The organism is Ewingella americana, assembly GCF_006438725.1.
GTDB classification, from domain to species: domain Bacteria; phylum Pseudomonadota; class Gammaproteobacteria; order Enterobacterales; family Enterobacteriaceae; genus Ewingella; species Ewingella americana_A.
The window spans coordinates 173011-199720 of sequence record NZ_RCZD01000003.1 but is presented as its reverse complement, the minus strand read 5'-3'; the positions used below and the strand labels follow the sequence as shown (position 1 = coordinate 199720).

Here is a 26710-nt window from a genome sequence, read left to right as displayed (position 1 = left end):
CTGGTAATTGGTATAACCTCTTATTTTAAATATAAATCTACCCTACCAAGAGAAACTCATCATGGTTAAAAAAATCATTCTGGATTGCGACCCCGGACATGACGATGCCATCGCCATGCTGCTGGCACACGGAAATCCTGATATTGAATTACTGGCTGTCACGACTGTGGTGGGCAACCAGACCCTTGAGAAAGTGACCCGCAATGCCCTGGCCGTTGCCCGTGTTGCGAATATCACCGGCGTGCCTTTTGCAGCAGGCGCCACCCGCCCGCTGATCCGGCAGATTGAGATTGCCGATGAAATTCATGGCGATTCAGGACTGGATGGCCCGGTGCTTCCTCAGCCGACGCTGACACTGGAACCCGTTCACGCTATCGATCTGATTATTGATTTAATCATGTCGCATCCGCCAAAAACGATCACCCTGGTCCCGACTGGCGGCCTGACCAACATCGCACTGGCAGTGCGCAAAGAGCCACGAATTGTAGAACGGGTGAAAGAAGTGGTACTGATGGGCGGGGGTTATCACGTAGGGAACTGGAGCGCCGTCGCAGAATTTAATATCAAGATTGACCCGGAAGCCGCCCACATTGTGTTCAACGAGAAATGGCCACTGACCATGGTAGGTCTGGATCTCACTCATCAGGCGCTTGCCACAGCGGCTGTCGTTGAAAGAATTGCCGCCATCGGTACCCGTCCAGCAAAATTCGTCACCGAGTTGCTGGATTTCTTCAGCCTGAGTTACAAAGACTGTCAGGGCTTTGATTACCCACCCGTTCATGACCCCTGCGCCGTGGCTTATGTCATCGACCCCAATGTAATGACCGTGCGTAAAGTGCCAGTGGATATTGAATTGACGGGCACGTTAACGCTCGGTATGACAGTGGCTGATTTCCGCGCCCCACCGCCGCCGGACTGCCATACGCAGGTAGCGGTTAAACTTGATCATCAGCGTTTCTGGGATCTCATTGTCGATGCGCTGGAACGCATTGGTGAAGTAGAATACTGAATCGCTTCATTGAAAATGGGCGTCATTATTGACGCCCATCTGCTTTTACCGCTTCTGTTTACCCAACATTATTAGGCTGCAAGAAGGCTGCCAACCTCCTTGCGGTGCGTTGGATGTCGGGTAAATCAAAGTGGTTCGGTTTGCGCTTCAACCACGGCCAGAGCCACCATATTCACAATGCGTCGCACCGAAGCAATTGGCGTCAGAATGTGCACTGGTTTTGATACCCCCATCAGCACCGGCCCAACGGTAACCCCTTCGGAGCTGGAGACCCGCAGAAGGTTATAACTGATACGCGCCGCCTCCATATTTGGCATGATAAGAATATTCGCGGCCCCCTTGAGCAGGCTGTCAGGCATGACGTCATGACGAATACTTTCCACCAGCGCAGCGTCACCGTGCATCTCACCGTCAATCTCCAGTTCAGGCGCCATCTGATTCACCAGCTCAAGCGTTCTGCGCATTTTGCGCGCCGACGGACAATCAGAGCTGCCAAAACTGGAATGCGACAACAGAGCGACTTTCGGTTCAATACCGAAGCGTCGCACGGTTTCTGCCGCCATGAGGGTAATTTCGGCCAATTGCTCCGGCGTCGGATCGTCATTGACGTAAGTATCAGCAATAAACGTATTACCACTCGGCAGCAGTAAAGCATTCATGGCACCGGCCACGTTGACGCCTTCGCGGAAACCCAACACTTTTTCCACCACGGCATAGTGCTCATGGTAAGTACCTATGGTGCCGCAAATCATCGCATCCGCTTCGCCACGTAATAACATAATGGCGGCGATTAAGGTCGGATTACCAATGACCGCTCGTCGCGCCTGTTCCTGCGATACACCACGACGCTTCATCAGTTGATAGTATTCGCTCCAATACTCGTTAAAACGCGGATCCGACTCGTTATTCACAACCTCAAAATCCTTGCCCGCCTGAATTTGCAATCCCAACTTCTTAAGACGCATATCGATAACGCTCGGGCGCCCGACCAGAATAGGTTTTGCCAACCCCAGCGTAACCAGCTCCTGTGTAGCCTGGAGCACCCTCTCCTCTTCCCCTTCCGCCATGACAACGCGCTGTGGGTTCTGCTTAGCCTGAGAAAAAATTGGCTTCATAAACAGGTTGGTTTTGTAGACAAATTCCGACAGCTTTTCGACATAAGCGTCAAAGTCTTTGATCGGCCGCGTCGCAACCCCGGAATCCATCGCGGCTTTGGCCACGGCAGGAGCAATTTTGACGATCAATCGCGGGTCAAAAGGTTTCGGGATCAGATATTCGGGCCCGAAAGAGAGTTCTTCTTCGCCATACGCAGAAGCAACCACATCACTTTGCTCGGCCATCGCCAGATCGGCAATCGCATGTACGCAAGCCAGTTTCATCTCTTCGTTGATGACCGTCGCACCCACATCCAGCGCCCCACGGAACAGGAATGGGAAACACAGCACATTATTCACCTGATTCGGATAATCCGAACGACCGGTGCAGATGATGGCATCAGGGCGAACAGCTTTCGCCAGCGGCGGTAAAATCTCTGGCTCAGGGTTCGCGAGCGCCAGAATCAGCGGATTTTTCGCCATACGCTTGACCATCTCTTGCGTCAATACGCCGGGACCGGAGCAACCGAGGAAAATATCCGCGTCAGAAATCACGTCACCCAGCGTCCGCTGGCCTTTATCTTCAATGGCATAGACCGCTTTGGTTTCCGCCATATTCTCTTCGCGGCCTTTATAAATTACCCCACGGGAATCGCAGACAATAATGTTGTGCGCTTTCAGGCCAAGTGCTACCAGCAGATTCAGGCAGGCAATCGCTGCGGCACCGGCCCCCGAGACCACCAGGCGCACATCGGAAATACTCTTTTCGACCACACGCAGTCCATTAAGCACTGCTGCCGTACAGATAATCGCTGTACCGTGCTGGTCATCATGGAACACCGGGATCTTCATGCGTTCACGCAGTTTCTTCTCGATATAAAAACACTCGGGCGCTTTGATATCTTCCAGATTGACACCGCCAAAGGTGGGTTCCAGCGAAGCAATAATGTCGATCAGCTTATCGGGATCCAGCTCATCGATTTCGATATCAAACACGTCGATACCGGCGAATTTTTTAAACAGTACGCCCTTGCCTTCCATCACTGGTTTACCGGCCAGCGCGCCGATGTTACCAAGCCCCAGCACCGCCGTGCCGTTGGAAATCACGGCAACCAGATTGCCCTTGGCGGTGTATCTATAGGCCGCCAGTGGGTCTTTTTGAATTTCGAGGCAGGGTGCCGCTACGCCAGGTGAATACGCCAGCGCCAGATCGCGCTGGGTGGCGAGGGGTTTGGTTGGAGAAACCTGAATCTTTCCCGGTACCGGGAACTCATGGAAATCGAGCGCACTTTGCTTGAGTTGTTCGTCCATCGTAGGGTCCTTTTTTGTTTTTGTAAGGGAACAAGGAAGGTTGTTAGTCACCTTTCACGCTATTCAGTATAGAGAAGCTGCCACGCCAAACTATGAAGCGCGACCAAAACTGACACGTTACATCGATTAATTTTCAATCGCGGAAGACGTCTCGCAAATATTGACTACGCTTAAGGTTCCCCCTTGCGCAACTCAGGCTGAAAGCTCAGCCTTGCGTGAGCTTTTGCGTTTTCATTGTTCTGGCCCATTACAACAATCAGAAAAAGCGCATTCAAATTGTTAACAGAATGATGCAGGGTAAGAGCCCTACGAAAAGAGTCGAACGGCCTTATTGCTGTATCGTTTTTTCTTGCTAAGGAGAATTGGAATGAACCAGTTAGACGCCCTCAAAAAGCTGACTACCGTCGTTGCCGACAGCGGTGACATTGAATCTATCCGTCATTTCGAACCTCAGGATGCCACCACCAACCCATCCCTGATCCTTAAAGCCGCCGGTTTGTCTCAGTATCAGGGGCTTATCAAAGACGCGCTGGATTACGCTCGCAAGCAGGGTGGCAGTAAAGAGGCGCAGGTGATCAACGCCAGCGACCGTCTGGCCGTCAATATTGGTCTGGAAATCCTGAAAAGCGTACCGGGCCGCATCTCGACTGAAGTCGATGCCCGAATGTCGTTTGACCGTAGCCTTTGTCTTGAGAAAGCCCGCAAACTGATTGGTATGTATAAGGAAAAAGGCGTGGATAAATCGCGCATCCTGATCAAGCTGGCTTCTACCTGGGAAGGCATCAAAGCCGCCGAAGAACTTGAGAAAGAAGGCATCAACTGTAACCTGACGCTGCTGTTCTCCTTTGCCCAGGCGCGTGCCTGTGCTGAAGCGGGTGTTTATTTGATCTCCCCGTTCGTCGGTCGCATTTATGACTGGTATAAAGCCAAAGAGCCTGGCGCAGAATATGACGTGGAAAAAGATCCGGGCGTGAAGTCTGTCCGCGATATCTACGAATACTACAAATCGCACGGCTATCAGACCGTGATCATGGGGGCCAGCTTCCGTAAGGTTGAGCAAATTCTGGCCCTGGCCGGCTGTGACCGGCTGACTATCTCCCCGAATCTGCTCGAAGAGTTGAAAGCCAGCAACGAACCAGTAGAACGCAAACTGCAGCCTTCAACCAAAGGTCTCAAACAACCTGCCCCACTGAAAGAAGCAGAGTTCCGCTGGGAGCATAATCAGGATCCTATGGCCGTTGAGAAACTGGCCGAAGGTATCCGTGCCTTCGCCGTTGACCAGCAAAAGCTGGAAGACATGCTGTCCGCCGAACTTTAATTAAGGGAGTAGAAAATGCCCTCTCGTAAAGAGCTAGCAAACGCTATCCGCGCATTGAGTATGGATGCGGTACAAAAAGCCAATTCTGGCCACCCTGGTGCTCCGATGGGCATGGCCGACATTGCCGAAGTGTTGTGGCGTGACTACATGAACCATAACCCGTCCAATCCACACTGGGCTGACCGGGATCGTTTCATTATGTCCAACGGTCACGGCTCGATGCTGATTTACAGCCTGTTGCATCTCACAGGTTATGACCTGCCGATAGAAGAACTCAAAAACTTCCGTCAGTTGCATTCCAAAACACCTGGACACCCGGAGTACGGTTACACGCCGGGGGTGGAAACCACCACCGGCCCTCTCGGTCAGGGTATTGCTAATGCCGTCGGTTTTGCTATCGCAGAACGCACGCTGGCGGCGCAGTTTAACCAGCCTGGGCATGAGGTGGTTGATCACCATACCTACGCCTTTATGGGTGATGGCTGCATGATGGAAGGGATCTCTCACGAAGTCTGCTCGCTGGCCGGTACCATGAAACTCGGTAAACTGACCGCGTTTTATGATGACAACGGTATCTCCATTGACGGCCACGTAGAAGGCTGGTTCACCGATGACACCGCCAAGCGCTTCGAAGCCTACGGCTGGCACGTGGTCCGTGGGGTTGATGGGCATGACTCCGACGCCATCAAAAAAGCTATCGATGAAGCGCACAGCGTGAAAGACAAACCATCATTGCTGCTGTGTAAAACAGTGATCGCTTTCGGTTCACCCAACAAAGCCGGGACGCACGGCGCACATGGCGCAGCACTGGGTGATGACGAAGTGGCCGCTACCCGTAAACATCTGGGATGGAACTCACCCCCGTTTGAAATTCCACAGGACATTTATGCCCAGTGGGATGCCAAAGAAACCGGTAAGGCCAAAGAATCTGCATGGAATGAGAAATTCGCCGCTTACGCGAAAGCCCATCCAGCGCTGGCAAAAGAGTTCAAACGCCGTGTTAACGGTGAACTGCCGGTAAACTGGCAAGCTGACTCACAAAAATTCATCGAAGAGTTGCAGGCCAAACCCGCCAGCATTGCCAGCCGTAAAGCGTCCCAAAATACGCTGGAAGCTTTCGGCAAAGCATTGCCTGAATTCCTTGGCGGTTCCGCTGACCTCGCGCCAAGTAACCTGACCATCTGGTCTGGCTCGAAATCACTGGGTGATGACCTGGCCGGTAACTATATCCACTACGGGGTGCGCGAGTTCGGCATGACCGCCATCACCAACGGTATCGCACTGCACGGGGGGTTCCTGCCCTATTCTGCGACCTTCCTGATGTTCGTTGAATATGCCCGTAACGCGGTGCGTATGGCGGCGCTGATGAAGATCCGCAATGTGTTCGTTTATACCCATGACTCGATTGGTCTGGGGGAAGACGGGCCGACGCATCAACCCGTTGAGCAGATGGCGAGCCTGCGCGTGACGCCAAACATGAGCACCTGGCGTCCGGCAGATCAGGTCGAAACAGCCGTGGCGTGGAAGTACGCCATTGAGCGCAATGATGGTCCGGTAGCCCTGATTCTTTCCCGTCAGAACCTGACTCAACAACCGCGCAGCAAAGAACAACTGGCGAATATCGCCCGTGGTGGCTATGTGTTGAAAGAGTCTGACGGCGCGCCGGAGGTCATTCTGATCGCAACCGGTTCGGAAGTGGGCATCACCGTACAAGCAGCAGACGCACTGGCCGCATCGGGTACCAAAGTCCGCGTAGTGTCGATGCCGTCGACTGACGCCTTCGACAAGCAAGACGCGGCTTACCGTGAATCGGTATTGCCAAAAGCAGTCAGCGCACGCGTAGCAGTAGAAGCGGGTATTGCTGACTACTGGTACAAATATGTTGGCCTGAATGGTGCCATCGTCGGTATGACCCGCTTCGGCGAATCCGCCCCTGCGGAAGAACTTTTCAAAGAATTTGGTTTTACCGTTGAAAATGTGGTGGCAAAAGCGAAAGCGTTGCTTAAATAGCTCTGATTCTGATCATCAGGCTAAGCCCTTGCGGCCTCACTGAGGAGCCGCAAGGGCTATGAGCAGCAATATCAGGGTTAGCGTGTAACCCAAAGCACCGGCCATTCACCGCTGGTGTTGTAACCATCGCAGCTCGGCTCGGAAGAAAAAGAGGTCATCTGGAACTGTTTACCGTCATAGATCCAGCGCGATGACACGCCGCAATCACCAATGCCACGCCCTTTATCAAAGGTTGAAAGCTCACCGGTTTTCTGATCGAAATCAGCGTTGATCAGCTCAGGTGATTCCTCATCATCCCCCAGTTTGAACGGCATTTTTAACGCCAGATCTTCTGCCTTATAAGGGGCCTGCCGTGAAACAGTAAAGCCAAGGACAAACAGGTTATATGCTCCCATATCGCAGTTGACCGTCATCAGTGCTTTGTCATTGCTCAGTGCATACAGATGCACTTCCCGTTCGGAAGGTTCAAGGCTGCAATCATTGTTATCAATGTTGGCAGCGACGTTCTGGGTTATGGAGGATATTTCGCCATCACTTAACGGGTGCGGCTCGCTAAAGCGTGGCTTAACCGGTGCAGCAGGAGGTGCAGGCACCGCATTCAGAGGTTTACTACCCCGGTTGGCCCAGGCCGATTTTGTACCGACTCTCCCCTGCTGCGCGTCAATGGCCAGCAAGGCGGCCTTGAGCCCTTTAAGGGAAATGACCGGAGGCACCGCTGTTGGCGACTCCAGCTTACCGCCCAGTTGAATCGATTTACCCTCACGAATGGCGGTGATAAATTCATTTACGACAAAACGGTTCGTGGTAGAAAGCTGCTTTTTGCTGATATCCCATTCACGATGATTGAACGTCAGTGTTTTGCCATCCAGTTGTAAACGATTCACGATAGGCTGCACGCTGATCTGCTCGTCGCCATTGCGCTGATAATCAATTTTGATTGATGAACGTCCTTCTGCACCGGCTTCCCGGGTAATATTCAATACCAGTTCCTGACCATCCTGCGAATTTCGAGTGGAGCAGTGGTTTAGGTTGTCGCAACTGACTTGCCAGTCATTATAGGTGGCCTGTAACGGTTCGGCCTGTACGTTACCGCTCAGCAGGCCGGTCAGCAAAAATAGGGGGGCGGTTATCCAATTGGAAATCATCACTTCTGCTCTTTTTGCGAATTCATCGTCTTGATAATAGCGTAAGAGGATGCTGGGCAATGACATAAATTGCACAATAATCAAATACCCAACAAAAAATAGCTGATGACACATTAACTCACTCGTCAGGCTGATATTCTGTAGCTGAACATCGTTTTTCGTCGAAACCATAAAAAGTACTAAAAGGATAAACCTCATTTTTCAGGAGAAACGGATGAAGTTTTGGATTATATGGGTGGCGTTTTTTTCATCGTCCGCCTTTGCTGAAGAACCGCTTTCTGTATTTACCGGCACGCTCGGCAAAGCCAACATTGTGGTGGAACTGGATCTCAATAAACCTGATGAGGTAACAGGGCGCTATTTTTATCAAAAACACCGGCTGGACCTACCGCTTAATGGCACGCTGAAAGACAATGAGCTGAGCCTGAATGAAGGTGCCGATGACTTCGACGACACGGCCCGCCCGACCCTGACGCTGGATCATGACGATCAGGGGAACTGGCAAGGCACCTGGACCGACACGGCCGGTAAATCTCTACCGTTGATGTTAACGCCTGCGGTACTGCCTGATGCGCCTGATGACAGCTTTCCCGGCTCCCTGGTCCACAGCGACTCGTATGAATATTTACGCCTTTCGGGTCTGAGCCTGGTCGAAGGGAAACGTCAGGAGTTCATGGGCTATACCCTGCAATGGTGGAGCGAACCGCAGTCGCAAATCAGTCTGTTTGATATCGTTTCTGGCTATCCTGAAAAAGAACTTGCGGCGATTAACCAGAAACTGCGCGCCAGGCTCTGGCAGGAAGTCATCGGCTGGCATGCCTGCATGCTGAGCGCCAGCCGATTTGGCGAAGGGGAATATAGCCAGACGGTGACACCGACCTACCTCAATCAGAAGGTGGTGAGCATCAGTATTTTTACTAACTATGATTGCGGCGGCGCACACCCAGATTTCGGCGAAGCCCCCATCAATATGAGTGCCAAAACAGCCGAACCCCTGTCGCTTGAAGATGTGTTGTGGGTCGGTGAAGGAAAGCCTTTCCACTATATTGATGCGGAAGACCGGGCCTCACCGGGAAACAGTGACGTCGATTTCGATACCTTTGCCGCATACCGTGAAAAGTCATTCGCACACTGGCTGGTAAAACAGATGGCATTGGCACACCCCACGGAAATGACTAAACCTACCGAAGAGAGTGATGACGACTGTGACTATTCCGAAGCGCAGGTATGGAATTTCCCGGCCTGGTACTTCACGGAGAAGGGGATTTATTTCGGTCCAACCTTTGCACGTGTAAAACGCTCATGCGAAAGCCCGGACTGGTCAATCTTACCGTGGACTGCCATTGCAGGGCATACCGGTAGATTAGTGATGGAATTACCCAAAGGGCATTAGTGGGTATAAACCGCTCACAGGCATCATGGTTATAAAGCATAAAGGGCCTTCCGGCCCTTTATGCTTTTACAGCGACGCCCAATTTTCTGACGATAAACTGTGGGTGATGAGCGAATGCTAATCGGGACCTGTCGGGTGCGTTACGCCATCCAGCCCTGATTTTGCGCGTAGTGCAGCAGCATAATGGTTTTGCCGTCTTTGATGCGCCCATCTTTAATCATCTCAAGGGCTTGGGTAAACGGAAGCTCCAGTACCTCGATGTCTTCATCTTCGACTCCGCCACCAGCGTTTCGGCGCTGGGACTCATCGTACTCGGCAGCAAAGAAATGAACGATTTCCGTAACGCTGCCCGGCGACATGTAAGCCTCAAACAGCTTTTCTACGTTGCCGACTGCATAACCGGTTTCCTCGATAGCCTCTTTGCGAATGCAATCTTCCGGCGAATCGTTGTCCAGCAGACCAGCGCAAGTTTCCAGCAACATGCCGCTGGCATTGCCGTTGACATAGGTCGGCATACGAAACTGGTTAATCAGCAGAACGGTTTTTTTACTGCGGTTATAAAGCAAAATGGTCGCGCCATTGCCGCGATCATAGACTTCGCGAACCTGTGGCTGGCGTTCCCCATTGCGTTTGATTAAGTCGTAGGTATATTTGCGCAGAACATACCAGTTATCAGAAAGTAACTGGTTTTTGACGTTTTCAATCTTCGATGACATACCGCGTCCCCGCTCATAGAAAGTGGATGAGAGAAGCCAGTTATCATAGGGCGCTTATGGGCAGTATGCCAATGTAAATAGTGCGTTTTTCCCCCATGCCACCACAACCGGGATTATTCCTGATCGATGGCTTTGAGGATCGCTTCACGATTGAGATCAATCCACTGCATGTCCAGCGGTCCCCAGCCGCTAAGTTGATAATAACCGTCATTATTGCGAATACCCTGCTGGATAAATTCCAGCTCTACGCCCATTCCCGGCAGGGCTTTCAGGACGTCCTGCAAGGTGCGCCTTGGCCAACCCGTGATCGCCATTAATTTGGGTACATTCGGGCGCGGTTCATTTTTCAGCAACCAGCACACATACAATCGGCGGGCAAATACTGAATTCAGCCCCATGAATAACTCCTGTTCTTTGTTGTTTTCTGATTGCAAGATTGTTTAATACCTCTTGGCGTATTCATCAAAGCGTAGCCTGAGAGTAAGAAAATTGTCGGCAGGATAATGTGTCAGAGCTATTCTTTTTTACATTATCTCCTTTATTTCTCCACGTTTTCTTCCCACCCAGCGGGTAAAGTGCTTATGCAGAATGTTGTGGCACACTTTGCATGCTGTTGTGGCATCATTTTTGCGTTCGGGATAATTTTTCGATGCGAAGACATCGGCGCTCAGGGATGTTTGCCTTTTAAGCATTTAGTTACTTGTCAGGATATAACATCACCGTACCGGTGATTGAGATTCTGTTTATTTACTGATGTTCGTCACACCATCCGGTGTGATAACGAGGTTTTTGACGCATGGCCAACTTTTTCATCGATCGCCCTATTTTTGCCTGGGTTTTGGCGATCATTATCTCCTTGTCCGGTGCGCTGGCTATTCACTCTCTACCTATTGAGCAGTACCCCGATTTAGCCCCACCTAATGTGCGTATTTCTGCTACTTATCCGGGCGCGTCTGCGCAGACGCTGGAGAACACTGTTACTCAGATTATTGAGCAGAACATGACCGGGCTGGATAACCTGATGTACATGTCCTCTCAGAGCAGCAGCAACGGGAAATCGCAGATAACACTGAGCTTTGTCGCCGGAACCGACCCGAACGAAGCGCTGCAACAAGTGCAAAATCAGCTGCAACAGGCTCTTAAGCGTTTACCGCAGGATGTACAAACGCAGGGGGTTACCGTGTCGAAAACCGGTGACACCAATCTGATGACCGTGGCGTTCGTCTCCACGGACGGCAGTATGGATAAGCAAGATATTGCCGACTATGTGGCCTCAAATATTCAGGATCCACTGAGCCGAATTGATGGTGTGGGCAGCATCACCGCCTACGGCACGCAATACGCCATGCGAATCTGGCTCGATCCCAACAAACTCACTAATTATCAATTGACCACCGCCGACGTCGTTACCGCGATCAAAGCGCAGAACAGCCAGGTGGCGGTAGGTCAGTTGGGCGGCGCGCCCTCGGTGGATTATCAGGCGCTGAATGCCACGGTCAATGCACAATCGCAGTTACAGACACCACAACAATTCCGCGATATCACCCTGCGGGTTAATCAGGACGGTTCACAGGTCAAATTAGGTGACGTCGCAACGGTAGGTCTCGGCGCTGAAGACTACAGTATCCTGAGCCGTTATAACGGGCAGGCCGCATCGGGTATGGGCGTTCAGTTGGCCTCCGGTGCCAACGAACTGGAAACCGATAAACTGGTTCGTGCGCGTCTCGATGAGCTGTCGCACTACTTCCCGCACGGTCTGGAAACCCGCATCGCCTACGAAACCACTCCCTTCGTGAAAGCCGCCATCACCGACGTCGTGAAAACACTATTTGAAGCCATTGTGCTGGTGTTCCTGGTGATGTACCTGTTCTTGCAAAACTTCCGTGCCACGCTTATCCCAACCATCGCAGTACCCGTTGTGCTGCTTGGCACCTTTGTGGTGCTACATCAGTTCGGTTATACGATTAATACCCTGACGATGTTCGCCATGGTGCTGGCCATTGGGCTACTGGTCGATGACGCCATCGTGGTGGTGGAAAATGTCGAGCGCGTGATGAGCGAGGAGGGGCTGAGCCCCAGAGAAGCCACGCGCAAATCGATGGGGCAGATTCAAAGTGCGCTGGTCGGGATCACCATGGTGCTGTCGGCCGTCTTTATTCCGATGGCTTTCTTTGGCGGCACGACCGGTGCTATTTACCGCCAGTTCTCTATCACGATTGTCGCGGCAATGGTGCTGTCAGTATTTGTGGCCCTGACGCTTACCCCTGCCCTGTGCTCAACGTTATTGCAGCCCATCGCCAAAGGACATCACCACGGTAAAACGGGTTTCTTCGGCTGGTTTAACCGCATGTTTGACCGCAATGCCAACCGCTATGAAAACGGTGTAAGCAGCGTTCTCAAACACAGCTTGCGCTACATGCTGGGTTATCTGCTGATTCTGGGCATTCTGGCCTTCCTGTTCGTCAAACTGCCGACCTCCTTCCTGCCGCAGGAAGATCAGGGCGTGTTTACCATTCAGGTGCAGTTGCCGCCGGGTGCCACACTGCAACAGACGCAAAAAGTAGTCGAGAAGATTGAACACTATCTGTTGACGGATGAGAAAAAAGACGTGATTTCGGTGTTTGCGACGCTGGGTGCAGGCCCTGGTGGTAACGGCCAGAACGTTGCGCGTATGTTCGTACGCCTGACGGATTGGGATAGCCGCACCTCTGGCGCCAATTCGGCCTTTGATATCATCGAGCGCGCGACCAAAGAGTTCCGCAAAATTAAAGAAGCACGTGTAATAGCCAGTGCACCACCGTCGATTAACGGGCTGGGTACCTCGGCGGGTTTTGACATGGAATTGCAAGATCATGCCGGTCTTGGTCACGATGCCTTGATGAATGCCCGTGATCAACTGCTGGATATGACCGCCAAGAACAGCAATCTGAGCCGTGTGCGCCATAACGGCCTTGATGACAGCCCACAATTGCAGATAGACATCGATCAGGCAAAAGCGCAGGCACTCGGCGTGGCCATTGCGGATATCAACAGCACACTGAGCACCGCATGGGGGTCGACTTACGTCAATGATTTTGTTGATCGTGGCCGCGTCAAAAAGGTCTATGTCCAGGGCGATGCGCCCTACCGCATGCTGCCTGATGACGTGAACAAATGGTTCGTGCGTAATGCTTCGGGCACCATGGTGCCGTTCTCCGCTTTCGCCACTTCACGCTGGCAAACCGGTTCGCCGCGTCTGGAGCGCTATAACGGTTATTCTGCGGTAGAAATTGTTGGTGAAGCAGCCGTTGGCGTCAGCAGCGGCGCAGCAATGGACGATATGGAACAGCTGGTTGCCAAACTGCCGAGCGGTTTCGGTCTGGAATGGACTGGCCTTTCCTATCAGGAACGCCTCTCCGGTGCGCAGGCTCCGGCACTGTACGCCATCTCGCTACTGGTCGTTTTCCTCTGCCTGGCAGCGCTGTATGAGAGCTGGTCAATACCCTTCTCAGTCATGATGGTGGTGCCGCTCGGGGTAATTGGTGCAGTGATCGCCACCTGGCTGCGCGGGCTGGAAAACGACGTATACTTCCAGGTAGGGATGTTGACTATCATCGGACTTTCGGCCAAAAACGCCATCCTGATTGTTGAGTTCGCCAATGATCTTAACCTCAAGGGCAAGGCGTTGCTGGAAGCCACACTCGAAGCCTCGCGCCAGCGTTTGCGCCCGATTCTGATGACCTCACTGGCGTTCGTGTTCGGTGTACTGCCGATGGCAACCAGCCAGGGTGCAGGTTCAGCCAGTCAGCACGCGGTAGGTACCGGGGTTATCGGTGGGATGATTTCGGCCACTGTGCTGGCTATCTTCTTCGTCCCGCTGTTCTTTGTATTAGTGCGCCGCCGTTTCCCGGCGAAACATCAGGCAACGCCCCTGATTGGCGATATCATTGAAACTAAACAAGATCCGCACAATTAAAACCGAAAATTGATCCATAAAAAAGGCGCTAATGTGAATTAGCGCCTTTATATTTTTACTGTCACTTTTTCCTGCAACTGCCGTAATATTTTATATAAAACTTCAGGCTGCGGTGTAATAAGTGGTTCAAACTGTTTCATCGGGACATACTTTTTTATATCACTACGTATGCCGTTACAAGATGAGGATATCTATATCGGGTTCCCACGGGTGTCATATTAATGTGATGCTAAATAAGACAATGACAACGTACTCAACCTTGTTATTCACTTTATCTTTCTGACAACTGACGGTTAACCGCGCAGCATGGCATCAATAAAGTCTTTCCAATTACCTAATTCTTGCTCGACCATGATACTCCCCTTGAATTTGACGAACGGGATTATACGGCGAAAATTTAACCACACCAATTCTAATTACCGATATCTTAATCAGGATCACAGTTGAAAAACCGGTAATCAGGCGAATCATAACGTTAGCGTTAATCCTAAAAACCCGACACTGATTGCCCAATTCCCTCTGACGCGCTATTTTATTTGGCTTTAGTCCCTCGGCGGTTCTTGATCAACGCGCCGATACCTGTTGCCGCATTCCTCCGTAATGAAAGAGTAAAATCAGTGCATATGCTACAGACAATTGAAAAACTGAGCCGTCAGGGCCGTTATGAAGATGCGCTGCAAAGTGCGCTGAGGATGCTGCCATCCCAAATGCAGCATCCGCAATTGCTATTCAAAGTAGCCTCGCTGTATGACACGCTGGGGCAGGAGCAACAGGCTATTCCATTTTATCAGGCGGCCATTAAACATCATCTTGGCGGCAAGGATTTACGCGACGCTTATCTGGGGCTGGGCAGTATCTACCGCGCATTGGGCCGATATCAGGAGTCGCTTGAGACCTTCGATGAAGGATTGAGCCGGTTCCCCGAAGCGAATGATATCCGCATGTTCCGCGCCATGACGCTTTATAATTTGGGCTACGCCAAACAAGCAGTATCACAGTTATTATTACTGATGACCGAAAACGACACCTCGCAAGAAATAAACCGTTATAAGAAAGTGATTGCACATTATTGTGATGATCTCGATCGTATTGAATAAAAATCGGGCATCGCACATTTACTTATAATACCTCGTGCATCTATAACCATGACATCTCTCCCCACCAAATTGATAAATAAAATTGCACAGTTTTATTTTAAAATAATACCCTGGATTATTATTCTGACCATAAACAGGGGAGTTTCTCCCACCAATCAATTGATTCAACAATACATTAACCACCTGAAACATTTCAGGTAACCTATGCGAATTATTTTACCAACGGAACGGGTCAGGGAATGAAAACGGCAGAATTACTGATTAGCGTGGTATTGCTGAGCACGGGCGTGCTGGCCAGCACCGCATCGGTGGCATCCGACGAAACCGCGTTATCTTTTTATCAGGGTAAAACGCTGGCGCATCCGGTAATTTCCGGTGCACGTTACAGCAGTGCCATACTGGTATTTATTCAGGAGAATCAGGCAGTCAAAGGCTATTACTGTTTCTGCAGTGAAGAGGATCAAAGCGTCGATCACCTTCCCCATCTGCTCGGTACTTTTCCTGATTCTACTATCGAATCAGTGATTTATGCCGATGTTGATAACACAGGCCAGATCACGCTGGTGTTGAGTAAAAGCCACGGCACATTCGCGCTCCGTGCCTGGCGGTACAGGCCAGATGGCAGCTATATCCCCGTCCCGCAATTACAACCGGCTTTGGATAACCTGGTCCACAAGAGCAAAGACCTCAACTCAACGCTCATCAAACGTGCGCTCGGCAAATTGCCGCCGTATGACTACAACGCACAATACCCTAAAACCGGCAATGCCGATTTTGATCAAACGGATTACACGCAGGGTAGCGTCGCAGGCTGGTATCTCGACAACGGTGAACCCTCACATGCCGAAAAACAACCGGCTGATGGCGTCTTCTTCTATAAAAAAACCTTCGCACAAAAAGACGGACTGTTTCTGACTGCCACCTATCTGCGGCAGGAACTCAGCGAAGCCAGCAATATTCCGACCTTCCGTGTCACCAACGTGAGTTGGCAATCTGACCCGGCTAAATTCAGCGGCAGTGAGAACGGCCCCTATGTGAATTATTTGCAGGAGGACGGTGTGGTGACGGGTTTTTATAAACATGGCATCGCCAGCGGAAAATGGGTTACGTACAGCCAGCGCTACGAAACAGCCGGGGAATTTGTCGAAGGTCAACAGCAAGGCCTGTGGACCATTAGCACGCAAGAAGAGACCGCCAGCGGCATGATGAAAAATAGCCAGCGCGAGGGCCGCTGGGAAATCAGCGACGGTGTGAACGGTGAAACGCCAGAGCTGAGCGGTTTTGACACCTATCTGCATAACCAGCGCAACGGCCCGAGCGAGCGGCGTCTGGCGGGCGTTGTCTGGCTAAAAGGTGATTATGTCGATGACCAGCGTGAAGGCTATTGGGTTGCAGAACATGGCGAAGGCCCATTTGTCAAAGGCATCGCTAACGGCGTGTGGAAACTGAAAACCGGTGACGGCGAGATTCAACAGGTCCCGTTGACCGGCGGGAAAAAACAGGGCGAACTGCGCTGGAGTGACAAAAACGGTCAGCTGACGCAGGTGATCCATTACAAAGATGACATTCCTGACGGCCTGTATCAGAAATATAACGCGGCAGGGAAAAGGGTTTATCAGGCCGATTATGTGCAGGGAAAACTGGACGGCCATGAAATTGAATATTATGACGATGGCGTCACCCTGCGCGCCGACCGCAGCTACCGCAATGGTGAGCTGGACGGGCCCTATATTTATAACTTCCCGGATGGAAAACCGCAGTCTGTCTCCACTTTTGTGAATGGACGTGAAATCAAAGTACTGACAGAAGAATCATCGGGTAAGAAAAATGCTCAATAAATTCAGACCGGGGCTTTAAGCCCCTTCCTGTCTGGACCCTGTTTCGATTTTCCCGCATTATTGTTAATAACTTTGGGCAATCAAACTGGCCCGGCTTTAAATAATGATCACAGGTAACGTTTTCCATGGCAGAAACATCCTCGGCGGTTCCTTTCACCCTTTATGGCATTAAAAATTGCGATACCGTCAAAAAAGCCCGCCGCTGGCTGGACGAGAACGGCAGCGAATATCGCTTTCATGATTACCGGGCTGATGGCCTGGATGACGCACTTTTACAGCAGCTTATCGACAAACAGGGCTGGGAAGCGATGTTGAACACCAAAGGCACGACCTGGCGCAAGCTGGATGAGGCAACGCGTGCGGGCTGTGATAATCAATCCGCTGCCAAAGCCCTGATGCTGGAGCACCCGGCTATCATTAAACGTCCCTTCTTACTCGCCGCCAGCGGCCAGTCCCTGTTGGGTTTCAAGCCTGAAAGCTATCAGCAGTTCCTCACGGAGGTGAAGTAACATGAGTTGCCCGGTACTCGGTTTAGCACAGCAATTAATCCGCCGCCCTTCCCTCAGCCCGGATGATGCAGGCTGTCAGGAGATCATGATCGCCCGGTTAAAAGCCATCGGCTTTCATATCGAGCCGATGAATTTTGGCGATACGCTCAATTTTTGGGCAACGCGTGGCCAAGGCAAAACGCTGGCCTTTGCCGGGCATACTGACGTCGTACCGACTGGCGATCATAAGCTGTGGGTTACTGGTCCGTTTGAACCCGCCCTGCGCGACGGCATGCTGTACGGGCGCGGCGCGGCCGATATGAAAGGCTCACTGGCTGCGATGGTCGTCGCCGCTGAACGCTTTGTGGCCAGCAACCCGAACCACAAAGGACGCCTGGCATTTCTCATCACCTCGGACGAAGAAGCCAGCGCGGTCAACGGCACGATAAAAGTGATCAATGCGTTAATGGAGCGCCGCGAACGGCTGGACTTCTGCCTGGTCGGCGAGCCATCGAGCACCAGCCGCGTGGGCGATATTGTCAAAAATGGCCGTCGTGGTTCGATGACAGCTAACCTGCACGTTCATGGCGTGCAAGGCCACGTCGCCTATCCACATCTGGCGGACAACCCGGTACACCGCGCAATGCCTGCGCTGAATGAATTGGTGGCAACCGAGTGGGATCAGGGTAACGAATTCTTCCCGCCAACCAGTATGCAGATTGCCAATATCAATGCCGGCACCGGCAGTAATAATGTGATCCCCGGCGAACTCTATGTGCAGTTCAATTTCCGCTTCAGCACTGAGCTAACCGACGCGGTGATCAAACAGCGCGTGGCCGAATTGCTCGACCGGTATAACCTGCAGTACACCCTTAACTGGGTCGTTTCTGGCCAACCCTTCCTCACTTCGCGCGGCGAACTGGTGGATGCCGTGGTTAACGCCGTGCGCCATTACAGTGAAATCACGCCCGAACTACAAACCACCGGTGGCACCTCAGACGGGCGTTTCATCGCGCTGATGGGCGCACAGGTGGTGGAACTGGGGCCAGTCAATGCCACCATCCACAAAATTAACGAATGCGTCCACGCGGCGGATCTTCAACTGCTCAGCCGCATGTATCAACGCATCATGGAACAGTTGGTCGCATGATAGATAATGCAATGCTGACAGGCCGTTGTGCGACGCATTTAGTGCCGTTGGGCGACGGCCCGCACCGCCTGCAACCAGAAGCCGCAGAGGCATTTGGCCGTATGCAGGCGGCGGCGCGTATCGCCGGGTTTGATCTGCAACCGGCCAGCACTTTCCGTGATTTCGACCGCCAATTGGCTATCTGGAATGGCAAATTTCGCGGTGAACGGCCAGTATTAGATAAGCAGAGTCAGCCGGTTGAGGTCAGCTCGCTGACCGATGCTGAGCGCTGTGAGCTGATCCTGCGCTGGTCGGCCCTGCCGGGCGCCAGTCGCCATCATTGGGGCAGCGATCTGGATGTCTACGATCCAACATTATTACCGGCGGGCAGTAAACTGCAGCTGGAACCCTGGGAGTATGAGACAGGCGGTTATTTCGCCACGCTGAATCAGTGGCTTACGGTTAGTATGGCGGAGTTTGGTTTTTACCGGCCCTTTGCCGAAGATCACGGCGGCGTGGCCGTCGAACCCTGGCATCTGAGTTATCGTCCTCTGGCCGAACTGTGCGCAGCGCAACTCACCCCGGAGGTTCTTATCAACGCTTGGCTTGGACAAGACGTTGCAGGTGCAGACTGGGTGACAGCCCATCTGGCAACGATCTTCCCGCGTTTTATCGCAATCAATTAAGGAGTCAGCCATGGAGTGGATTAAAGATTATTGGTGGATCATCCTGATCATTTTGGCCGGGATCATCATCAGCGGCGTTAAAGAGCTGAGCCGTGTAGATGTCAAAAAGTACCTCAACGATAAACCTGAAGTTCCGCCGCATCGCGATAATAATGCCGAGTGGGATAACGATGACGATTGGCCGAAGAAGAAGTAAGGCTGTCAGACGCAAAAAGCAGCCCTGTGGCTGCTTTTTTATTGGCGCTCATTCACTGACGCAAATAGGCCAGCGCGGTATTAATCATCTGTGGATCCAGTCCGTGCGCCATATCAGGTTGCAGGTCCAGAGTGCAGTGATTACCCAGCGATGTCAGACGTTCGGCTGCGCTTTTTGACTGGAAGGGGTTGATCACCGGATCCTGTTCGCCGTGAATAAAATGAATCAGGGTTCCCGCATCAATCGGGGTTTCCGGCAGGTTGCCGAAGCGCCCGCTGAACGCCACAATTCTGCCCGCCAGGCCGGCTTCCACCTTGGTGGATTCCAGCGCCATAATCGTGCCCTGGGAAAAACCGACCAGCACAGTGTTTGGCGCCGTCACGCCGCTACTTTTCTGCCATTCTCGCACGGTACTGATAAATAATGGCATTGCCGCGTCGATGCGCGACTGGCGGTTTTTCTCTGTTACACCCTGCACCGAGAACCACTGGAACCCCCGGCCAAAATCGCACACATCTGGACTGCCGATACTCACGACCAATGCATGAGGAAAAGCGTGTGCGAAAAATTTACCTATATCGGCCATCGACACCGGGTTATCACCGACACCGTGGAACAGCAAAATAAGTCGGTCTGCCGCGGTTTCCGGCTGCTGAACAACGATGCTTTCAATGGTCATGGTGATGCCTTATGTTTGTCGGTTTTCTGTGCCCTCAGTGGCACGAGTCTTGATCCACTATACCCTGTGCCCGCTGGGGTGAAACCGGGTTTTATTGAACGACTTTTTCGATTTATTGCAACGAGGTAAGACGCGGTAAGGTGAATTGCTGCCAGTGCTGACAGGCAGTGACATCGACATGTGCCAAAGCCTGCGCCGTTTCCTCGCGCCAGCGGCGCAGCAACGCTTTGCGGCCACTCAGTTGCAAAAGATCAACGCACTGTGCCGCAGAAAGCCCCCGTTGAAGATGGCTGCGCAACATCACCAGCGGTAATTCGCAATTCAGCAACAGACGCTGCAACCCCGCATAGCTGCTTTCCAGCGCCCGGTGAGCAAAGGCAAACCCGGCCAGTTCGCGCCAGTCGGCATCCGTCAATGTCGCGTCATCGCTGACGGACAGAGGCAAATCAAGGGGAATGATGCGCTGCAACCAGTACCAATCACGCGTCAACTGCTGCGCCGCAGAGTCACTCATCGCGTGACCAGCCTCGCTGAGCGGCAGTACCGCCATCGCGGCGAAGCAACCGCTGCTGGCTTCCCGCTGGCTGCCAATACGTGCCAACCGGTAACCGGCGCGCTGCCACAGAGCAGCCAGTTCGGGGGTATAACCAAAACTGACCGACAGGAAATCCAGCCCCTGCAACGCGGCCAGTTCAGCCTGCTGAGATAGTAATGCCTGCGCGATACCGTGACGGCGTGCATCTGGCTGAACAGCAATCCGGCTGACACGGCGCGAGCACAGCACCGACGCGCAGATCTGCCCGCTGTGCGCCGCCAGCGATTGTGCCACCAGATTGCCACGCGGACGCCGCCTTCCGGCCCAGACTTCATGGGCCAGCACGTCGCTTAATCCCCCTTCATCCACCAGCCATATCGCCCCCGCGACACTGGCTTGTAACATTGCCGCAGCAAAATAGCTGCCGGGCGCATCGAGCAGGCGACGTAAATCCAGTGGCGAAGTCCGGTAATGTGCGCTGGTCAACAGGCCGTAAAAACCAGCCAGCAGGTCAGGCTCTGCCAGCCATTGCGCGGCGTCTATCGGGCAGATTTGAACATCTTTTTCAGGCTGAAGGGCCAAAGCAGCGGCGTCATTAAACAGCAGCAGGTGGTCGATAAAAGGCTCGAGAGGGTCAGTCGGTGACCAGCGGATCGGCGCATCCAGACGCAGGTCATGCCACTGCGGCAGCGACGCGCAGAACTTGAGCATAAAACCACGGCCAGTACCTTCATAGCCCTGCACAGTGGTGGCCAGCAGCACGCGTGGGAAGCAGGCGACCAGTTTTGTTAATAACGGCGCAGGAATAGCAGCCGCTTCGTCGATCAGTAACCAGTCGATACCGGTGACGGTATTATTTTCGCAATATTCCAGCAGCGTATCGGGCGACCAGAATTGCGCCTTTCCCTGGCTTTGTTCGCAAAGCTGCTGCGCCGAGGCTTTGGCAGGTGCGGTGACCCAACATGTTCCCGCCCACGTCGCCACCAGCATCCCTGCCAACGTTGATTTCCCCCGGCCACGTGCCGCCGTCAGCACCCAAACGCCCTCTTGCGCGCACAACAGACGTGACAAGATTTGTTGCTGTTGTGGCGTCGGCTGGCCGTCCGGCGGCGTCCAGCCGGGTGCCGCCGGTAACGGAGTCAACGCGCAGGGCTGATGCTGGTGCCAGATCAGGCAGGTAGGCTCCTGCTCAAGACATTGCTGAAAACGCCGAATAAAATTCGGCGTGGGAATAGGCTCGGGCTGCTCACTCCAGCGGATGCTGTCCTCGTCGGGTAACCGCGGCCACCGCAACCACTCCGGCACCAGCAACACTAACCAGCTTCCGGCACGCAGCGCGCCAGCGAAAGTAGCCAGCGCCTCCGCGTTCAGCCCGAGCCGTGCGTCAAATACGCCGTGCAGTTTTTCCTGTCCCAACAAGGTATGAACAGCAGAGAAAGTGATGGAGTCAGCCCATAGCGGCGCTCTGTCACTGACCCACAACCAGTCCCCGCTCAACCCTTCACTGAACGCAAAGGCCTGCTCTGCGCACCAGTCCGCTTTACCGCTCAATACCAGCAGGCGACGCACACCCCGTTGCTGCATCTGATGTTGCAGGGCGGTTTTCAACGCAGGAACAGGTTGCGTCACGTCAGGTTTTCCCCACCATCAACGAGAGCAGACCGGCAGCGATCAGCGGCCCAACCGGCACGCCTTTAAACAGCGCCACACCGAGCACGGTGCCGACCAGCAGACCGGCCACCAGGTGGGGCTGAGAGCCCATCAGCGTCAGGCCTCGCCCGCCCAGCCACGACACCAGCACGCCGACCACAATCGCCAGAATAGATTTCCAGTGCATAAAAGAGTGCACCACGGTGCTGGCGCTGATCTTGCCGCTGGCAATCGGTGCCATAACGCCAATGGTCAGAATAATGATGCCCACAGTCAGGCCATAGCGTTCAATCCAGGGGAAAAACTGGTTGAGTGGCGTGATACGAACGGTGAGGAGAAAGAACATCGCGATGGTAACGGCACTGTTATTGCTGATGATACCGAGACCGGCGAAGACCAGTAAAATCAACAGAGTAGGATCAAGAAAGGCCATGGCTGTCCCTGCGCTTCAATAAAGAAAGAGAGAGAGGCCCGCGAGCCCCTCTGGATCGAGCGCTAATTATTGAACAGTTTCTTCAGACAGACCAGCGGTGAATGGCCTGAATTGGCGGGAGATTAACGGCTGGCAAAGGTGTTGCACTGGTTTGGATCCCCGCGGTCAAAGCCGCGCTTGAACCAGGTGTAACGCTGCTGCGAGCTGCCGTGGGTAAAGCTGTCCGGCACAACACGCCCCTGCCCCTGCTGTTGCAAACGGTCATCGCCAATGGCCTGTGCAGCGTCGAGCGCCTCTTTCAGGTCCCCCGTTTCCAGTACATTTTGCTGCTGCATACTGTGTCCCCAGACACCGGCAAAACAGTCGGCCTGCAGTTCCATCTTCACCGACAGTTGGTTGGCAACGGTCTGCGACGCACCCTGCTGCATCTGGCGTACTTTGCTATCGATACCCATCAGGTGCTGCACATGGTGGCCAACTTCGTGCGCCACGACATAACCCTGAGCAAAGTCACCGCCTGCACCAAGCTTGTCTTTCAGCTCCTGATAGAAGGATAAATCGATATACACCGTGCTGTCTGCCGGGCAGTAAAACGGCCCCATGACAGACTGACCGGTACCGCATCCGGTACGGGTTGCACCGCGATACATCACCAGTTTAGGGTCAACGTAAGTTTGCCCCTGGCGCTGGAAAATTTCTTTCCAGGTATCTTCGGTCGAGGCGAGGATCACCGAGGTGAATTTGGCTTGCTGGTCATCTTTCGGGCTTATTGACTGAGCGCGCGTTTGCTGTTGTGCGCCACCTGATTGCCCACCATCAAGCAGCGGCGAGAGATCCACGCCGTAGTAACCGGCCACCAGCACGACAATGAGGATCACGATGCCACTTTTGCCACGGATAGGCAGACGTATACCGCCGAGGCTGCCCGATCCGCTGCCAGAACCTTGCCCGCGTCTGTCTTCCACATTGTCGCTTTCGCGACGACCTTGCCAACGCATACGCTCATCTCCCTGCTATTTTGTTAAGACCTGATAATGAGTTTAGGAAATATCTTTCACCCGAAGGGACAATTTTAGGGCAGGTATTCACAAAAGGAAAAAATTCAGGGGAATAAGCGCAGGAGAAATAAAAAACGGAGGTCATAATGACCCCCGTTTTACGGATAACGTCGCGCGTAAACGATTGCGTCGTCCGGCTAAAAAAAGCGTTACCGCTTAGTCCAGTTTCACACCAATGCGGTGAGCCACTTCTTCATAAGCTTCGATCAGGCCACCCAGACTCTGGCGGTAGCGATCTTTGTCCATCTTGTTGAGCGTTTTCTTGTCCCACAGACGGCTGCCATCAGGAGAGAACTCATCGCCCAGCACCACTTCACCGTTGAACAGACCGAATTCCAGTTTGAAGTCGACCAGAATCAGACCGGCATCATCAAACAGCTTGCTCAGCACGTCGTTGGCTTGGTAGCTCAGCTCTTTCATACGCGCCAGATGCGTTTCATTAACCCAACCGAACGTTTTGCAATAAGACTCGTTGATCATCGGATCATGCATCGCATCGTTTTTCAGGAACAGATCGAACAACGGCGGATTCAGTTCCAGACCTTCTTCAATGCCCAGACGTTTGACCAGCGAACCCGCAGCACGGTTACGGATCACGCATTCAACCGGGACCATATCCAGCTTTTTCACCAACACTTCGGTGTCAGACAGCAGACGTTCCATTTGGGTTGGAATACCGGCTTCTTCCAGCTTGGTCATGATGAAGTGGTTAAACTTGTTGTTAACCATGCCCTTACGGTCGAACTGCTCAATGCGTTGACCATCCAGTGCTGACGTATCGTTGCGGAACTCCAACACCAGCAGATCTGGGTTTTCGGTGGTGAAGACGGTTTTCGCCTTTCCGCGATACAACTCAGCTAACTTTTGCATCTTAAGTTACTCCAATATGTAGTGGTAATACTTGCAACTTCATCCGATAAAACAAAAGGATGTAAAAAGGGGCCGAAGCCCCTTTCTGATAACATTTACTTCGTCGCGCTGCTCTGGTTGAACGCGGCCTGCATCACAGTAACCATCGCGTCGTTTTGCGACTGGCTGAGTGCATGTCCTTTAGGATCAAGGAACTGCAAGCTGCTGCGGTTATCGAGGTCGCCGACCTGAAGTTTGTAATCACCGGAAGTCAGACCCGGATCTTTCGCACCTAAGGTTTGCCATGCATCGTCATTCAACGGTTTGTAAGTAACAGACAGCGTACCCTGCGGACGGCTGCTTTCGGTCACTTTCATGCCGGCTTTCGCGAGGGCATTTGGCAGACGATCCCACACTACGCCGTAAGAAGAACGCACAATCAGCACCGCTAAACCGGTGTCATCAGCGCCACTCTGAACGTCGATTTCGCCGACTTTACGGTTTTCCAGACGGGCCTGATTATCCTGCTGAACTTTATCAAGGCTGGCGGTGATAGAGTTGAGCATCTGGCTGTTATAGCGCTGGATCTCAGCCGGTGCAGTCACTGCTTTATCTTGCTGTTTCAGCTCAAGCGTTTTCACCGTCAGGGCTAACTGGTAGCTCTGCTGCTGAACGCTGATCTGGTAACGGCCCTGATACTGGAAGTCTTCGTCAGCACGGTTCCAGTCAACCAGATCGGTAGATAAGGTCTGGTTGGCATCATCGCGGCTGGCGATTTTGAAGTTATTCTGCTGTACCGCTTTGACCACGTTATTCCACAGGTCGCGGTTTTGCGGGGTGTTTTCCAGTAATACGGTACCGCTGTCGCCAGTAAACTGAGTCCGTGAACCATTAAGCAGCGCCAGTGGCTGCATAGGAGGACGGATATCCAGTTGCTTGCCCACGTTGCCTTTCAGCGCGCCAGGGGGGATCTCATACGTGCCGTTTTGCAGCGGCAGAATCATCCCTGCTGGGGCTTTCAACTCTCTGACTGACGGTGCATCGAGGTAGGCTTCATCGCCGCTTACCTGACGTTTATAGCGCTGATCGCTGGAACAGGCCGCCAGCAACATAATGAGGGATACACCCACAACTTTTGCTACCATCGACTTTTGCAATCTGGTTTTTTGAACTAATGAACAGGCCATCAAATCTCCCTAAGAATTACAGCAAACCGGCGCTTTTTAATGCGTTTTCCACTACCGGACGGGCAGCATCTGTTAACGGCGTCATAGGCAGACGCAGAGTATCGGTTGCCATCAACCCCAGTGCCTTACAGGCCCATTTCACCGGGATCGGGTTTGCTTCTACAAACAAATGCTGATGCAATGGCATCAAGCGCTGATTTAAGCGACGCGCTTCGGCAAAATTGCCCTGCGCGGCCAGCTCACAAAGTTGTGCCATTTCACGTGCCGCCACGTTGGCTGTCACAGAAATAACCCCTTTGCCGCCGAGTTGCATGAAGTCCAGTCCGCTGGCGTCATCGCCACTCAGCAGAATGAAGTCTTCATCATCAACCAGCACTTGGATCTGGCTAACACGACTTAAGTTCCCCGTTGCTTCTTTAAGAGCAACAATATTCTTTATTTTTGCTAAACGCGCCACGGTTGGCGGCAGCATGTCGCAGCCAGTACGTGAAGGCACGTTATAGAGAATTTGCGGCAGAGACGTGTGTTCAGCAATCGCTTTGAAATGCTGAAACAGACCTTCCTGAGTCGGGCGATTATAATAAGGCGTGACGGTCAAACAGCCAATAACGCCAGTATTCTCAAAGCGCTGGGTGAGAGAAATCGCTTCCGCGGTGGAATTAGCGCCCGTTCCGGCGATAATCGGGATGCGTCCGTCAGCCAGTTCCAGCGTCTGCATGACCACGTCACCGTGTTCATCATGCGTTAACGTTGCGGACTCACCGGTTGTGCCTACGGAAACAATCGCCGCAGTACCACTGGACACATGATAATCAATCAGTTTTTTTAAACTCGCACGATCGACAGCACCTTTGTCGTCCATCGGCGTAACCAGTGCAACAATACTTCCCGTAAACATTAACCATCCCCTCCACAAACAGGTCACTCATGGTAC

At 52.8% G+C, this 26710-nt stretch carries 23 protein-coding genes; 11 read left to right on the top strand and 12 right to left on the bottom strand.

Annotation, left to right across the window (positions count from 1 at the left end; all coding sequences use genetic code 11):
• Positions 1 to 61: 61 nt before the first annotated feature.
• Entirely contained in the window at positions 62 to 1009 is a 948-nt protein-coding gene (locus EAH77_RS06755; RefSeq protein ID WP_140471041.1) for a nucleoside hydrolase, read from the top strand.
• 125 nt (positions 1010 to 1134) lie between these two features.
• Here EAH77_RS06755 and maeB read toward each other — a convergent pair whose 3' ends face one another.
• A complete protein-coding gene (gene maeB, locus EAH77_RS06750) occupies positions 1135 to 3414 on the bottom strand; it encodes an NADP-dependent oxaloacetate-decarboxylating malate dehydrogenase (RefSeq protein ID WP_140471040.1) in 2280 nt (759 codons plus the stop codon).
• Between the two features lie 367 nt (positions 3415 to 3781).
• Between maeB and tal the strand changes: the two genes are divergently transcribed.
• Both tal and tkt read left to right on the top strand, forming a co-directional pair.
• On the top strand, positions 3782 to 4732 hold the full coding sequence (gene tal, locus EAH77_RS06745) for a transaldolase (RefSeq protein ID WP_140471039.1): 951 nt from the start codon (positions 3782 to 3784) through the stop codon (positions 4730 to 4732).
• 15 nt (positions 4733 to 4747) lie between these two features.
• Entirely contained in the window at positions 4748 to 6742 is a 1995-nt protein-coding gene (gene tkt, locus EAH77_RS06740; protein WP_140471038.1) for a transketolase, read from the top strand.
• Between the two features lie 77 nt (positions 6743 to 6819).
• Here the strand turns inward: tkt and EAH77_RS06735 are convergent, their stop codons facing one another.
• Positions 6820 to 7887, bottom strand: a complete 1068-nt coding sequence (locus tag EAH77_RS06735; protein WP_241673423.1) for a DUF1176 domain-containing protein — start codon at positions 7885 to 7887, stop codon at positions 6820 to 6822.
• Positions 7888 to 8101: 214 nt separating this feature from the next.
• On the opposite strand from EAH77_RS06735, the gene EAH77_RS06730 reads away from it, so the two are divergent.
• Positions 8102 to 9280, top strand: coding sequence for a hypothetical protein (locus EAH77_RS06730; protein ID WP_140471037.1), 1179 nt, complete (start codon positions 8102 to 8104; stop codon positions 9278 to 9280).
• Positions 9281 to 9420: 140 nt separating this feature from the next.
• Here the strand turns inward: EAH77_RS06730 and nudK are convergent, their stop codons facing one another.
• Together nudK and EAH77_RS06720 are read right to left on the bottom strand one after the other, a co-directional pair.
• Positions 9421 to 9996, bottom strand: a complete 576-nt coding sequence (gene nudK / locus EAH77_RS06725; RefSeq protein WP_140471036.1) for a GDP-mannose pyrophosphatase NudK — start codon at positions 9994 to 9996, stop codon at positions 9421 to 9423.
• Between the two features lie 113 nt (positions 9997 to 10109).
• A complete protein-coding gene (locus EAH77_RS06720) occupies positions 10110 to 10394 on the bottom strand; it encodes a winged helix-turn-helix domain-containing protein (protein ID WP_140471035.1) in 285 nt (94 codons plus the stop codon).
• A 398-nt stretch (positions 10395 to 10792) separates the two neighbouring features.
• On the opposite strand from EAH77_RS06720, the gene acrD reads away from it, so the two are divergent.
• The gene (acrD, locus tag EAH77_RS06715; protein WP_140471034.1) at positions 10793 to 13951 is read left to right on the top strand and encodes a multidrug efflux RND transporter permease AcrD; all 3159 of its coding nucleotides are present in this window, start codon (positions 10793 to 10795) and stop codon (positions 13949 to 13951) included.
• A 293-nt stretch (positions 13952 to 14244) separates the two neighbouring features.
• On the opposite strand, the gene ypfM is transcribed toward acrD, so the two are convergent.
• Complete coding sequence (ypfM, locus tag EAH77_RS25775) at positions 14245 to 14304, bottom strand: protein YpfM (RefSeq protein ID WP_140471471.1); 60 nt, start codon at positions 14302 to 14304, stop codon at positions 14245 to 14247.
• 270 nt (positions 14305 to 14574) lie between these two features.
• On the opposite strand from ypfM, the gene EAH77_RS06705 reads away from it, so the two are divergent.
• The 6 genes from EAH77_RS06705 (at position 14575) to EAH77_RS06680 (ending at position 19385) form a co-directional block, all read left to right on the top strand.
• Positions 14575 to 15048 carry a tetratricopeptide repeat protein gene (locus tag EAH77_RS06705; protein WP_140471033.1) on the top strand — a complete coding sequence of 158 codons (474 nt, stop codon included), beginning with the start codon at positions 14575 to 14577 and terminating at the stop codon, positions 15046 to 15048.
• Between the two features lie 239 nt (positions 15049 to 15287).
• On the top strand, positions 15288 to 16886 hold the full coding sequence (locus EAH77_RS06700; protein WP_140471032.1) for a toxin-antitoxin system YwqK family antitoxin: 1599 nt from the start codon (positions 15288 to 15290) through the stop codon (positions 16884 to 16886).
• Between the two features lie 125 nt (positions 16887 to 17011).
• Positions 17012 to 17395, top strand: a complete 384-nt coding sequence (locus EAH77_RS06695) for an ArsC family reductase (RefSeq protein ID WP_140471031.1) — start codon at positions 17012 to 17014, stop codon at positions 17393 to 17395.
• Between the two features lies 1 nt (position 17396).
• Complete coding sequence (gene dapE, locus EAH77_RS06690; protein ID WP_140471030.1) at positions 17397 to 18524, top strand: succinyl-diaminopimelate desuccinylase; 1128 nt, start codon at positions 17397 to 17399, stop codon at positions 18522 to 18524.
• Positions 18521 to 19189 carry a M15 family metallopeptidase gene (locus EAH77_RS06685; RefSeq protein WP_140471029.1) on the top strand — a complete coding sequence of 223 codons (669 nt, stop codon included), beginning with the start codon at positions 18521 to 18523 and terminating at the stop codon, positions 19187 to 19189. Before dapE ends, EAH77_RS06685 begins: the two co-directional genes overlap by 4 nt.
• Positions 19190 to 19199: 10 nt before the next feature.
• Complete coding sequence (locus EAH77_RS06680; protein WP_140471028.1) at positions 19200 to 19385, top strand: YpfN family protein; 186 nt, start codon at positions 19200 to 19202, stop codon at positions 19383 to 19385.
• A gap of 52 nt (positions 19386 to 19437) precedes the next feature.
• On the opposite strand, the gene ypfH is transcribed toward EAH77_RS06680, so the two are convergent.
• The 7 genes from ypfH to dapA form a co-directional block, all read right to left on the bottom strand.
• Positions 19438 to 20064, bottom strand: coding sequence for an esterase (gene ypfH, locus EAH77_RS06675; protein ID WP_140471027.1), 627 nt, complete (start codon positions 20062 to 20064; stop codon positions 19438 to 19440).
• A gap of 112 nt (positions 20065 to 20176) precedes the next feature.
• Positions 20177 to 22183 (bottom strand): tRNA(Met) cytidine acetyltransferase TmcA, encoded by a 2007-nt coding sequence (locus EAH77_RS06670; protein ID WP_140471470.1) that lies wholly within the window; start codon positions 22181 to 22183, stop codon positions 20177 to 20179.
• A 46-nt stretch (positions 22184 to 22229) separates the two neighbouring features.
• Positions 22230 to 22682 (bottom strand): DUF441 domain-containing protein, encoded by a 453-nt coding sequence (locus EAH77_RS06665; RefSeq protein ID WP_140471026.1) that lies wholly within the window; start codon positions 22680 to 22682, stop codon positions 22230 to 22232.
• A gap of 122 nt (positions 22683 to 22804) precedes the next feature.
• On the bottom strand, positions 22805 to 23680 hold the full coding sequence (gene ypfJ, locus EAH77_RS06660; RefSeq protein WP_140471025.1) for a KPN_02809 family neutral zinc metallopeptidase: 876 nt from the start codon (positions 23678 to 23680) through the stop codon (positions 22805 to 22807).
• Positions 23681 to 23896: 216 nt separating this feature from the next.
• The gene (gene purC, locus EAH77_RS06655; protein ID WP_140471024.1) at positions 23897 to 24610 is read right to left on the bottom strand and encodes a phosphoribosylaminoimidazolesuccinocarboxamide synthase; all 714 of its coding nucleotides are present in this window, start codon (positions 24608 to 24610) and stop codon (positions 23897 to 23899) included.
• 95 nt (positions 24611 to 24705) lie between these two features.
• Positions 24706 to 25776, bottom strand: coding sequence for an outer membrane protein assembly factor BamC (bamC, locus tag EAH77_RS06650; protein WP_140471023.1), 1071 nt, complete (start codon positions 25774 to 25776; stop codon positions 24706 to 24708).
• Positions 25777 to 25792: 16 nt separating this feature from the next.
• Positions 25793 to 26674 (bottom strand): 4-hydroxy-tetrahydrodipicolinate synthase, encoded by an 882-nt coding sequence (dapA, locus tag EAH77_RS06645; RefSeq protein ID WP_140471022.1) that lies wholly within the window; start codon positions 26672 to 26674, stop codon positions 25793 to 25795.
• Positions 26675 to 26710: the final 36 nt, after the last annotated feature.